General features: G+C 52.0%; 12 protein-coding genes. 9 read left to right on the forward strand and 3 right to left on the reverse strand.

All coding sequences use genetic code 11. The features are described 5' to 3' along the window. Positions 1–47: 47 nt before the first annotated feature. A complete protein-coding gene (locus SBI19_RS22055) occupies positions 48–926 on the reverse strand; it encodes a LysR family transcriptional regulator (protein WP_317971729.1) in 879 nt (292 codons plus the stop codon). A 125-nt stretch (positions 927–1,051) separates the two neighbouring features. Between SBI19_RS22055 and zwf the strand changes: the two genes are divergently transcribed. From zwf to fsa, 3 genes are read left to right on the forward strand one after another with little or no spacing between them, the layout of a single operon-like run. Next, on the forward strand, positions 1,052–2,599 hold the full coding sequence (zwf, locus tag SBI19_RS22060; RefSeq protein ID WP_317971730.1) for a glucose-6-phosphate dehydrogenase: 1,548 nt from the start codon (positions 1,052–1,054) through the stop codon (positions 2,597–2,599). Beyond that, positions 2,577–4,571 (forward strand): transketolase, encoded by a 1,995-nt coding sequence (tkt, locus tag SBI19_RS22065; protein ID WP_483312323.1) that lies wholly within the window; start codon positions 2,577–2,579, stop codon positions 4,569–4,571. The genes zwf and tkt overlap by 23 nt, the downstream gene beginning before the upstream one ends. 39 nt (positions 4,572–4,610) lie before the next feature. After that, positions 4,611–5,276 (forward strand): fructose-6-phosphate aldolase, encoded by a 666-nt coding sequence (gene fsa, locus SBI19_RS22070; RefSeq protein WP_317971681.1) that lies wholly within the window; start codon positions 4,611–4,613, stop codon positions 5,274–5,276. A gap of 117 nt (positions 5,277–5,393) precedes the next feature. On the opposite strand, the gene SBI19_RS22075 is transcribed toward fsa, so the two are convergent. Then, a complete protein-coding gene (locus tag SBI19_RS22075; RefSeq protein WP_317971682.1) occupies positions 5,394–6,596 on the reverse strand; it encodes an MFS transporter in 1,203 nt (400 codons plus the stop codon). Between the two features lie 84 nt (positions 6,597–6,680). Next, a complete protein-coding gene (locus SBI19_RS22080; protein WP_317971683.1) occupies positions 6,681–6,962 on the reverse strand; it encodes an ArsR/SmtB family transcription factor in 282 nt (93 codons plus the stop codon). Between the two features lie 223 nt (positions 6,963–7,185). On the opposite strand from SBI19_RS22080, the gene SBI19_RS22085 reads away from it, so the two are divergent. The 6 genes from SBI19_RS22085 to SBI19_RS22110 all read left to right on the forward strand — a co-directional run bounded on the left by SBI19_RS22085 (position 7,186) and on the right by SBI19_RS22110 (position 12,690). Next, positions 7,186–8,184 (forward strand): NADPH:quinone oxidoreductase family protein, encoded by a 999-nt coding sequence (locus SBI19_RS22085; RefSeq protein ID WP_317971684.1) that lies wholly within the window; start codon positions 7,186–7,188, stop codon positions 8,182–8,184. 139 nt (positions 8,185–8,323) lie between these two features. Next, a complete protein-coding gene (locus SBI19_RS22090) occupies positions 8,324–8,665 on the forward strand; it encodes an EthD family reductase (protein WP_317971685.1) in 342 nt (113 codons plus the stop codon). 257 nt (positions 8,666–8,922) lie between these two features. Further along, positions 8,923–10,254 (forward strand): LLM class flavin-dependent oxidoreductase, encoded by a 1,332-nt coding sequence (locus tag SBI19_RS22095; protein ID WP_317971686.1) that lies wholly within the window; start codon positions 8,923–8,925, stop codon positions 10,252–10,254. 115 nt (positions 10,255–10,369) lie between these two features. Continuing rightward, positions 10,370–10,624, forward strand: coding sequence for a hypothetical protein (locus SBI19_RS22100; protein ID WP_317971687.1), 255 nt, complete (start codon positions 10,370–10,372; stop codon positions 10,622–10,624). 189 nt (positions 10,625–10,813) lie between these two features. Next, positions 10,814–11,455, forward strand: coding sequence for an HAD family hydrolase (locus tag SBI19_RS22105; protein WP_317971688.1), 642 nt, complete (start codon positions 10,814–10,816; stop codon positions 11,453–11,455). Positions 11,456–11,694: 239 nt separating this feature from the next. Beyond that, positions 11,695–12,690 carry a Gfo/Idh/MocA family protein gene (locus SBI19_RS22110; protein ID WP_317971689.1) on the forward strand — a complete coding sequence of 332 codons (996 nt, stop codon included), beginning with the start codon at positions 11,695–11,697 and terminating at the stop codon, positions 12,688–12,690. The last annotated feature ends 79 nt before the right edge of the window (positions 12,691–12,769 follow it).

The following is a 12,769-nucleotide window of genomic DNA, read 5'->3' on the forward strand; positions in this document are numbered from 1 at the left end:
ACAAAAGAAGTAGAACAAAGCCCGCTAGCGTCATAGCGGGCTTTGTTCTATTGGACCAACTCGATAAACTTGCTCGACGCAATGGAGAGCGGCATGTTGCGCATGGTCATGAATCCGACTTGCGACGGCGGCAGCTTGACGTCCAATTGAACCTCGAAGAGCGAGCCTTCCTCCAGCTCTTTGCTTACAAACTCCCGGGTTACGTACGAGATTCCGAGCCCTTTGCGCGCAAACTCGATGAGCAAATCGACGCTGCCTACCTCGATCTCTGGCTTGATTTCGTAGCCATAGCTTTGGAACAGCTCCGTAATGGCCATTCGTACCCGGCTGTTGCGCGAGAAGAGGATGATCGGGTACTGCAGCAGCAGCTCCATGGACAGCACCGCGCCTTTCAGCTCCTTATAATGCTCGCCTGCAACGAAACAATCCTGCAGCGTAATGCCCCGCATCACATCGAGCTGATCGTCAACGACCGGCATCCGCACAACCCCGACATCGATCCGACCTTCCTTCAGGAACGATATGGTCTCTGGCGTCGTCCCGTGATTCAAGTGAAGCTTAATGCCCGGATATTTCTGATGATACTCCTCGAGGTAGGGGAGAAGGTAATGCTTGAACAGCGAATCGCTTCCTCCGATTCGGAGCTCTCCGCTGCCGAGGTGTTTGAGTGCGGCCATCTTCTCCTCCGCCACCGTAATGAGGATTTGCGATTGCTCGATGTAGGAGTATAGCACGGCACCTTCCTGCGTCAACGATACGCCCTTGGACGTTCGATAGAACAAAGTAAGTCCGAAGCTGTCCTCCAGCTGCTTGATCGCATGACTAACGCTTGGCTGCGTGACATACAGCGCTTTGGCCGCTTGCGTTAAGCTGCCCGTCTTTGCGGCCCAATAGAACACTTTGTACAACTCGTAATTGTTGGTCATAGACACGGTCTATAGCTCCTGTGAAATATAAGCATTACTTGTATAGATGCAATTCGTATTATAGTGGAAAAAGGGAATAGAAACCAGTGCTTCAAACGAAGTTACGAAAAAGGAGTCCTGGCATGATGGATGCAACTACTTTTGTATTATTCGGGGCGACAGGGGATCTAGCCAAACGCAAAATCTATCCAGCCTTGTTTAACTTATTCATTGACGGCAAGCTGCCGCAAGCCTTCTCCGTGTTCGGACTCGGACGCAGAGATCTGAACGATGAGACGTTTCGTGCGAACGTCCGGCAAGCACTCCGCAGCTTCTCAAGACGCGAATCGAACGATCCCGAAACGGTGAATCGCTTCTTGCGTGCTTTCAGCTATAGCGTGCTTAACATTGACCACGAAGCGGATTATGTTAAGCTCTTGCAGCGAATTGAACAGCGTGAAGCCGCGCTTGGCGCAGCGCCGAACCGAATGTTCTACTTGTCGGTAGGGCCCGAGTTCTTCGAAACGATCGCCGACAATATTAAGGCGAGCGGGCTTGGCGCAGCTAACGGCTGGAAACGTCTCGTAATCGAGAAGCCGTTCGGCCACGATCTGCAGTCGGCTCGCGAATTGAACGAGTCGCTGAGCAAGTCTTTTGAAGAGCATGAAGTTTTCCGTATCGACCATTACCTCGGCAAGCCTATGGTGCAGAAGCTCGAGATTTTGCAGCAGGCGAATCCCGTTCTTCAAGCGCTTTGGTCGAACCGCCATATCGCGAACGTGCAGATCTCGGCCAATGAAACGGTCGGCGTCGAAGAGCGGGCGGGCTATTACGATCATGTCGGCGCCGTAAGAGACATGTTCCAGAACCATATGCTTCAGCTGCTCATGATGCTGGCGATCCATCTGCCGAATAACAGCACATCCGACGATGTTCGGCTGCGCAAGAAGAAAGTCATGGAGGACGTCGTTCCGCTTACGATAGAGAACGTAGCCGCCCAAGTGATTCGCGGTCAATACACAGAAGGAACGATTCAAGGGAAGCCGGTCGTCGGCTATACCTCTGAACCGGGCATTGCAGCAAGCTCGACGAACGATACGTTCATCGCCGCCAAATTGGAGATTGATAATTACTTCTGGCGCGGTGTGCCGTTCTATATTCGCACGGGCAAGCGGATGAAGGAGAAATCGACTCGGATCGTGATCGAATTCAAGGATCCGTTGAAACAGCCCTCGCTGGCAAACGACGAGAGCAAGCTGCCGAATCTTCTCGTGTTCGAGATCAGTCCGAACGAAGGCATCACCCTGCAGTTGAATACGAGAGATTTGCACAATAAAGACGAATTCAAGCCGATGAACATTAACTTCCATTCTAGCGAACAAGACGTGCCGGAAGCGTACGAGAACTTAATCGGCGATGCGCTTAATGGCGATCCGACGTTCTTCGCGCACTGGGACGAGGTGGAGCTGGCATGGAAATGGGTGCAGCCGATCTTGGACGCGTTCGCGGACAATCTCGTGCCGCTCTATCCGTACGAGGCGGGCAGCTATGGACCGTCCGCAAGCGACGAGCTGCTGGCACAGGACGGCTTCCGTTGGCGGTTCGATTCCGAGCCCGAGCAGCCATCCCGACCGAAACAACAAATTGAAACGAAAGAAGGAGCAGCTAACTATGCCTATCACGCAATCCATTGATCAACTGGCTGTCGATACGATTCGGACGTTGTCCATCGATGCGATCAACGCCGCCAACTCCGGACATCCTGGACTGCCGATGGGCGCCGCGCCGATGGCGTACGCGCTCTGGGGCAAACAGCTTAATCACAACCCTTCGAATGCCAAGTGGTTCAATCGCGATCGGTTCGTATTGTCCGCGGGCCACGGATCTGCATTGCTATACAGCTTGCTGCATCTGTCCGGCTACCGTGTATCGATCGAAGATCTGAAGCAATTCCGCAAGCTGAACAGCTTGACGCCAGGACATCCTGAATTCGGGCATACGGATGGGGTCGATGCGACAACGGGTCCGCTCGGTCAAGGGATTGCGATGGCAGTCGGCATGGCAATGGCAGAAGCGCATCTCGCTGCGAAGTTCAATCAGGATGGCTTCCCGGTCGTCGATCATCATACGTATGCGCTCGTTGGCGACGGATGCTTGATGGAAGGCATCTCGTATGAAGCGATGTCGATGGCGGGCCATATGAAATTGGGCAAGTTAATAGTGCTGTACGATTCCAACGACATCTCGCTCGACGGCGACTTGAACCTCTCCTTCGGCGAGCAAATGCAGAAGCGCGCAGAATCGGCCAACTGGCAGTATCTGCGGGTCGAGGACGGCAACGACATCGCCCAAATCGTCGATGCGCTTGCAGCAGCGAAACAGAACGAAACACAGCCGACGCTGATCGAGGTTCGGACCATTATCGGCTACGGCAGCAAAGGCGCAGGCACGCACAAGGTGCATGGCGCTCCGATCGGCAAAGAAGAAGGGCTTGCGACGAAGAAAGTGTACGGCTGGCCTTATGAAGAAGAGTTCATCGTGCCAGACGATGTGCGTAAGCATTTCGACGCATTGAAGAAACAAGGCGAATCCAAAGAAGCGGCATGGAACGAGCTGGTGGGCGCTTATAAAGCGCAGCATCTTGTGCTTGGCGCCGAGTTTGAACGCGTCGTCAACGGTACGTTCACGATCGACGCTGCTGACATTCTGACGTTCGATTCGTCCAAATCCGTCTCGACCCGCGTGGCGAGCGGCAATGCAATCAACCACTACATCAAGCAAGTTCCGTCGATCTTCGGCGGCAGTGCAGATTTGTCGCACTCGACGATGACGGATATTTCCGGCGAACCTAAGTTTGCCATCGATTCCTATGCGGGACGCAATGTATACTTCGGCGTCCGCGAACATGCGATGGGCGCAGCCGGCAACGGCATGGCCTTGCATGGCGGCGTCAAACCGTTCGTCAGCACGTTCTTCGTGTTTAGCGACTATTTGCGGCCATCTATCCGTCTGGCTGCGCTGCAGAAGCTGCCTGTGACGTACGTCTTCACGCACGATTCGGTTGCGGTCGGCGAAGACGGACCGACGCATGAACCGGTCGAGCACTTGACCGCGCTGCGGACGATTCCGGGCCTTACGGTCATCCGTCCTTCCGATGCGAACGAAACAGCGAGTGCTTGGGCATATGCCTTGCAGCAGAACGATGGTCCGGTCGCGCTCATTCTGAGCCGTCAGAATCTTCCGGTATACGATTCAACGAAAGCGAACGTCGCTAATGTCAGCAAAGGCGCATACGTGCTGACAGAAACGAATGACCGCCCGGATGTGATCCTGATCGGGACAGGCTCGGAGGTTTCGCTGGCCGTGAACGCGAAGGCTGAGCTGGAGAAGGACAATGTGTCCGTACGCGTTGTGGCGATGCCAAGCATGGAATTGTTCAACCGTCAGTCGAGCGAATACAAGCAATCGGTGCTGCCAGGCAGCGTTACGAAGCGTCTGTCGATCGAAGCCGGCATTTCGCTTGGCTGGGAGCGTTACACAGGACCAGACGGCCGCAGCTTGTCGATCGATACGTTCGGCGCGTCGGGAGCTAGTCAGGATGTCTTGGATTACTTCGGTTTCTCGGTAAGCAATGTCGTTCGCCTAGCGAAAGACCTGCTTAATTAACCATATAAACTAAACTATCACTTATCGGAGGTAATGATCATGAAATTTTTCATCGATACTGCTAACCTGTCGGACATTAAGAAGGCGTACAAAATCGGCGTCCTGTCCGGCGTTACGACGAATCCATCCCTTGTAGCCAAAGAGGGCGTAAAATTTGAAGACCGTATCGCCGAAATCTTGCGCGAAGTTCCTGAAGTCGAGTCCGTCTCCGCGGAAGTAACACCGGATGCGCTGACCGCAGATGAAATGATCGCTCAGGCGGAAGAATTGATCAAAATCAACGATTACGATAAAAACATTACGATCAAGCTGCCGATGACGCTCGCAGGTCTCGAAGCTTGCCGTTACTTGAGCAAGAAAGGCGTGAAGACGAATGTTACACTGATCTTCACGGTCAACCAAGCGCTTCTGGCTTCTCGTGCAGGCGCAACGTATGTGTCGCCGTTCCTCGGCCGTTTGGACGACATTTCGGAAGACGGCGTGCTGCTCGTTTCCAAAGTGGCTGAGCTGTTCCGCACGCATAATCTGGACACGCAAATCATCGCGGCGTCCGTTCGTCACCCAGACCACGTAACGCGCGTTGCTATGGCTGGTGCGCACATCGCGACGATTCCATTCTCGGTCATCGAGCAAATCTCGAAGCACCCGCTGACGGATCAAGGTTTGGAGAAATTCGCTGCCGATTGGAAGAAAGCCGTACAATAATCGTTTTGGAAATAGCTGCGATAATTGAAGAAATGATGAAAGGACCCGTGCAATGGCGAGTAATCTTGCCATTTGTGCGGGTCCTTTTTATTTTAGATTAAACCTTGCCCTTGATGCTTAAGGGCTGATCTTCTCTGCGTGAACATCCTTGTGTGCTGCCCGAGAAGTCGTGCCGACGCGGAAGTAACCGAAAGCCGCAGCTGACATGATAGCAGCCATGGCCACGCCTGCGGCGCCGATCCAGGTAACGGCGGTCAATGAAGCACCTTCCACAACAATGCCGCCGATGCCCGCACCGGCAGCCATAGCCAGCTGTACGACGGATGTGTTCAGACTCAACATGATGCTGGTCGCTTCGGGTGCGAGCGAGATTAGATGATACTGCTGCGTTGGACCTGACGACCAAGCGGAGAAGGACCAGAGGATGAGCAGTACGAACATAAGCCCCTGCGAATGGGCAGCGAACGAAATTACGATCAGCCAGGCTGCATGGAATAACATGCCGGTGACCAGCGTGCGCTTGTATCCCCAATGATCGGTGCTGAAGCCGCCCAACTTGGAACCAATCAGACTGGCAATACCGAACGCGAACAATGAGATACTGACTAATTTCTCGCTCATCCCTGTAATATCAAGTAGGAAAGGGGAAATATACGTGTAGGTGATGGAGTATCCGCCAATCCAGAAGAACGTTATGCCGAGCCCGACGACGATTCGGCGATTCTTGAGCAGCTTCAGCTGGTCGCGCAGCGGTACCGGCTGTTCACCATCCGTCTTAGGAATCGTGAAGGCAATAAGCAGCAGTGCAAGCAGTCCTACCAGTCCGATGCCAGCGAAAACGACCTCCCAGTCATAGGCGGAAGCGACTAACCGGCCAAGCGGTACGCCGACAATCAGCGCCGTACTGAATCCCATGACGAGCGTAGCAATGGCGCTGCCCTGTTTCTCCGCCGGCGCGAGTTTCGCAGCGACTGTAAGCGCCGTGACAACGAATACGCCGCTGCTGAGCGCTACGATAACGCGAGAGACGATGAGAGCGCCGAAGCCGGAGAACAAGTAGGCCCCGACGTTGCCGATGATGAATATCACGAGAGCGTACAGCATGAGCCTTTTGCGATCGATTCTGGCAGCGACCGCCATCAGGAAGGGTGTCCCGAACGCATAAGCGAGGGAGAATACGGTGATGAGCTGGCCTGCAGCTGCGACCGAGACGCCGATATCATCCGATACTTGATCCAGAATGCCTGCAATGATGAATTCGGATGTACCGACTAGAAAGCTGACTAAAGCAAGTATATAAATTTTCAAATGATAAGACATATGTTCCAGCTCCTTATCCGCTTTTCTTCTCTATATAATATTTTCGTATTTCTAAATATATCGAAATATAAGGCAAAAAAACGACTACCCCAGTAAATACGGGGCATACTTCTGTGCGACTTCTTTATTGACGCTGTAATAAATGTACGTGCCATCCTTGCGCATCGTAAGAAGGCCGCATTCCGTAAGCTGTTTCAAGTGGTGCGACAATGTGGAACCGGCAACGGACTCGAGCTTGCTGCTGATGTCGGAGCAGCAGAGATTCATCTCTTCCGTAAGAAGCATCGCTATTTTGATCCGGGTCGGTTCCCCGAGTGCTTTGTACACTTTCACCGCCTGTTTGACTTCCTCGTTGTCCTCGACCATGGGTTCTCACCGCCTTATCGAATGTATTTCGAAAACTATAGAAACAAGAGTACCACAACAGGGCAAACATTGTAAATAGGTGGGTCGTGCGGTACTGCCCGTACATCGTTATAAAGACACTTGTTCACAGCATTCAATTGGAATAAGATGTTAATTGCGATATCTAGGTATGTCATCCTAAGCTCAACAACTAAAGCAAGCAGAGGAAAGGAAGTCGATAACCATGAACATTCCCTCCACTATGCGAGCTCTTCAGCAGACGACCAAAAACGGCCCAGAGGACATGCGTCTGATTACGAACGCATCCGTCCCTACACCTGGTCCGGGAGAAGTTCTCATTCAAGTCACAGCAGCAGGCATCAATTTCGCTGACGTTATGCAAACCCGAGGTACATACCACAATGGCCCAGAGGCGCCTTACTTGGCGGGATTCGAAGCCGCTGGCATAATCGTCGCGCTGGGCGAGGGGACCAACGGCCTAGCGTTAGGTACTCGCGTCATCGGCAGTGGATATGGTGCATACGCCGAATACATGATATTATCCGCTGCCGGGGTCGTGCCCGTGCCAGCTGGCTGGACAGAGGAGCAATCGCTTGGATTGATTCTTAACTGGGCGACTGCGTTAGCGGCCCTCAAGCCATTAGGACGAATCGCTGCAGGGGAAACCGTGTTAATCCACGCCGCAGCCGGAGGAGTTGGTCAGGCCGCAGTGAAGATGGCTAAGCATTACGGTGCAACTGTCATTGCAACAGCTTCTCCTAACAAACACGCAATCGTACAGCAACTTGGCGCCGACCACATTATTGACTATCGCAATCGTGACATCACGGCAGAGATCCTAGAGTTGACCGATGGGAAGGGCGTCGATCTGGTGCTGGAGTCGGTAGGAGGGAATACCTTCGGCGCCAGCTTGTCGGCAGCCAAACGGGTAACCGGACGGGTCGTCGTATTCGGCGCAGCGAGCGGAGATGCAGGGATTACGAACTGGGAACTCATATTCAAACAACAAATTCATCTTATCGGACTTCACATCGGGGCAGTGGTACAGCATACACCTGATATCTTCGGCGAATTAATGGAGGAGCTGTTCACGCTTATAGAGGCCGGAGTGTACACCCCGGGTCAACCAACCCTATTTGATCTGAGCGACGGCCCGAAAGCGCTAGCCGAACTGGAAGCTAGATCCACCGTGGGCAAGTTAGCTCTTCGACCAGGCGGTTAATGATTTATTCAATATGGATATACGGTAACAAAATCGAGTGAGCAGACCCACGCGGCGCTGCTCGCTTTTTTATATACAGTTGACTCTACCATTAATGTCATGCTTTATAGTGTCATTATAATCCGAAGGAGCTGATGATATGATCGTGTTGACCTTCTGCTATAAAAGAGAGATCCCATTCGATGAAAACTATTATTTCAATACGCATCTTCCACTATTATCTAAGAAAACCGTTCTTGAGATGGGAGCTACCAAGTACGAGGTGAGGAAGGTTTTATCTTCGGCAAACGGCATTCCCGCACCGTATTCATTTATTTTCAATTTGTATTTTGAATCCCAAGAAGCTTTAGATGCTTTTATCAATGACCCTAGAATCCCAGCTTTGCAGGATGATATCTCAAATTATTATGTCGGAGAACAAGATATCTACATGGAAGAAATCGTCGCAGAGTTCGCAGCTGCTAACTCTGATCCTGTATAGAACTTGGCATGCTAATAAAAACATGATGAAGTTCCTCAATGGCCTGTCGCCAAGGAAGCCTGCTTGTAAATGCAATTTTAAAGGCATTTGATCTGCTTATTCTGGCTTTCCAAAGTAAAACGGGGGCATATTCTTTTGTTTCCTCATGTACGGTTAAGAGACGATCATGCTAGACTTTCTACAAGCAATTCCGATTTAACTAATTGGAAAAATATAAATAGACATCTTGCAGGAAAAAGAGAGGAGCGCATCCCCCGATGTCATTAAGAAAATCCTTGAAATTAGGTGCCATCATTCAAGGCGTTGGCGCACATGTCGGCTTATGGAGACATCCGGATTTACAAGCAGACGCAAGCGTCAGCATCTCATTCTATCAAGGGCAGGCTCAGATCGCGGAAGCTGGCAAATTCGACCTGGTGTTCATAGCTGACGGTCTGTATATTACCGATCAATCCATTCCGCATTTTCTGAATCGGTTCGAACCGATCACAATTCTCTCCGCACTTGCTTCCGCGACGAGCCGCATCGGACTCGTTGGCACATTGTCCACGACGTACTCCGAACCCTTTAATGCCGCGCGGCAGTTCGCATCGTTAGACCAGATCAGCGGCGGCAGAGCCGGCTGGAACGTAGTCACTTCCCCTCTGGAAGGCTCAGCCTGCAATTATGGCAAGGATCACCCTCATCATGCCGAACGATACCGTATGGCTGAAGAACATCTCGAAGTCGTAAAAGGACTTTGGGACTCGTGGGAGGACGATGCTTTTGTCCGGAATAAACAAACCGGAATATTCTTCGATAGATCGAAGCTGCACCTACTGAACCACGAAGGTGAGTATTTCTCCGTACAGGGACCGCTCAACATCGCCCGTTCTCGGCAAGGCCACCCCGTCATCTTTCAGGCAGGAACGTCGGACGCCGGCCGAAATTTAGCTGCCAAATCCGCGGATGCCGTATTGACGGAACACGAGAATATCGAGAAAGCAAAGGCCTATTACAAGGACGTCAAAGATCGTGTTAAGGCATACGGGCGATCGGAAGATGACGTTAAGATTATGCACGGCATTGGAGTAATTGTAGGAAGCACCAGGGAGGAAGCGGAACGAATGCGCGATGAAATCGCGAACCTTGTTACCGTTGAGGCTGCATTGGACCATCTCGGCAGATTTTTTGATCACCATGACTTTTCACAGTATTCGCTGGACGAACCGTTTCCGGAGTTGGGCGATTTGGGATCGAACAGCTTTAAAGGTGCAACAGATCGAATCAAGCGGATCGCTGCAGAGAAGAGGTTGACGCTGCGAGAGACTGCGTATCACGCGGTGATGCCACCAGGCGAGTTCGTCGGGACGCCGGAGCACATCGCTGATCTGATTCAAGTCTGGTTCGAGGAGAGGGCGGCAGACGGCTTCCTGATCCAGTCGGTGACGCCGACCTCATTAGAGGATTTTGTCAAACACGTTGTCCCCATTCTGCAGCAAAGAGGAATCTATCGCACCGAATATGAGCACAACACTTTGCGCGGCAATCTGGGACTGAATATACCGGTAAACCGTCATTCGATAAGAGCGGTTGGGGTAGACGGATAAGCGAGGGAATAAGGTTACGTTTGGGCAAATTCTTACACTGCGTAAACATTGTCTGAATATGTCGTTAATACTGGGCTTCTATAATGTAAAAAACAGTTAAGGGAGCCTATTAACGATGATTACACCAAAGCAGCAGGAACCTGCAAGAATGCCCGCATTCCGAATCAGCGACAGTGAGACGATGCAGAACAAGATGATGTACCAGATTCGTATGGGGAATTTGAACGAAGACGCAATGAACCGTCTTCAGGCGCAATGCATGGAAGAGCTCCATCAATTGCGCTCCGAGCTTGACGTTATTCTGCAAGAGCTGCGCGATATCGCGGACCGGTTGAACGGCCGTACAAGAAGGGAAAGCATCGCTGCCTAAGAATTAGGTAGAGATGCTTTTTTTTCATTGTATCCACAAATCCAGTACTCGAGTATATTTCGCTACAATCAAACTGTTTCAAGCTATAAAATAGGGACCATGATTATCCAGTTCGTGCTAAACTTATGGGTAATCAACGGCACATAATGACTCACATGGCTGCTGCAGCTGACAAAGGAGAACGAATCCATGAAAAAGTACATCCTCTTCGATCATGATGGTGTTCTGGTTGATACTGAATTCTGGTATTACAAAGCAGGTGAGCGCGCTCTGGCTGACATTGGATTTACCTTGGATAAAGATCAATATCTCCGCGACATGACCCAGTCATTCGGTACTTGGTCGCAAGCTAGAGCGGCAGGTATTGATGAACAGACCATAGGAAAGCAGCGCGAGGTCCGCAACGTCTATTATCAGGAATACCTAAGAAGAGAAGCCATAGAGATTGAAGGCGTAGTCGAAACGCTAGCCGAGCTGTCCAAGTACGTCCGCATGGCGATCGTGACGACTGCCAAACGTGCGGATTTTCAACTTATTCATGAGAATCGTCAGATTGTGCAATTCATGGATTTCGTTCTTGTTCGCGAAGACTATGAGCACAGCAAGCCGCACCCGGAACCCTACTTGACCGGCCTGAAGCGCTTCGGAGCTGCGAAAGGAGAGACACTGATTGTAGAAGATTCAAGCAGAGGGTTGAACTCCGCCGTGGCGGCCGGTATCGACTGCGTAATTGTCCATAACGAATTCACACACACGCATGATTTCTCACAGGCCAGCTATCGAATCAAGACTCTGAAAGAACTAAAGAACATTATCTTGAATGTAACCTGAGAGTGCATTATAAAGCATTCACCAGGTGTCTCTTAGCTTGGTGTTATGCTGCTGCAGTCGCATGAAATCGCAAACCGTTAAACGGTCGGGCAATACAGGAAAGCATCGCTGCCTAAGAATTGGCAGCGAGAAGAGAATAAAACTTGCTTATTTTTGCCGAATTCGTTTGCCCGAAACGCTTTGCAATCGACTTCGAATCGGTTATGGTAGAGTTATCTGAGTGGTAAAGGAGAATTAACATGGCAGAACAACGCATCGTGAAATGGGGCATCATGGGACCGGGAGGCATCTCGGACAACTTCGCTACGGAGCTGCCGCACGCGCCGGGCGCTGAGCTCGTCGCCGTCGCGGGACGCTCGCTCGACAAGGCGCAGGCTTTCGCCAATAAATTCGGCATCCCTCGCGCATATGGCAGCTGCGAAGAGCTCGCGGCCGATCCGGACGTCGAGATCGTCTACATCGGCACGCTTCACCCGATACATAAAGAGAACGCGCTGACGCTGCTGCGCGGCGGCAAGTCCGTGCTTTGCGAGAAGCCGTTTACGATCAACGCAGCCGAGGCTAAGGAGATTGCTGACCTGGCTCGTGAGAAAGGCCTATTCCTAATGGAAGCGATGTGGACGCGCTACCTGCCCGCGATCGTCAAAGTGCGGGAGTGGCTGGACAGCGGCGTGATCGGCGACGTGCGCATCGTGAAGGCCGAGTTCGGCTTCGACGCGGGCTGGAATCCCGAAGGGCGGTTGCTGAACAAAGAAATGGGCGGCGGCACGCTGCTCGATGCCGGTATCTACCCGGTGTCGTTCGCGTCGATGGTATTTGGCGGAGAGCAGCCTTCTAAGATCTCGAGTTCTGCCCTGATCGGCGAGACAGGCGTGGATGAGCAGTTCTCGCTGCTGTTCGAATACGGCGGCGGCCGCACCGCCTCCCTTCACGGCTCGGTACGACTGTCTATGACCAACGAGGCCGTCATCTACGGCACGAAAGGGCGGATCGAAATTCCGGGATTCCTATTCGCCAAAGCCGCAACGCTGCATGTGAATGGGGAAGAGCCGGTCGTCTTCAAGCACGAGCTCGAACCGTCCGGCCACTTCTTCCAGGCGATTGAGGCGATGGAGTGCCTGCGCGAGGGTCGCAAGGAGAGCCAAGTCATGACCGTCGATGAGACGGTCCGTATCATGGATACGATGGACCGGATCCGGGAGCCATGGGGGCTTAAGTATCCGAGCGAAGCGTGATCGGTTGCGCCGACAAAGGCAGGATGAGTTGAACTTATAACAAACGAAAGATTGCCGCATATTTGCGGCATTTTTTTAT

The organism is Paenibacillus sp. CCS19, assembly GCF_033239625.1.
GTDB lineage: Bacteria > Bacillota > Bacilli > Paenibacillales > Paenibacillaceae > Paenibacillus_T.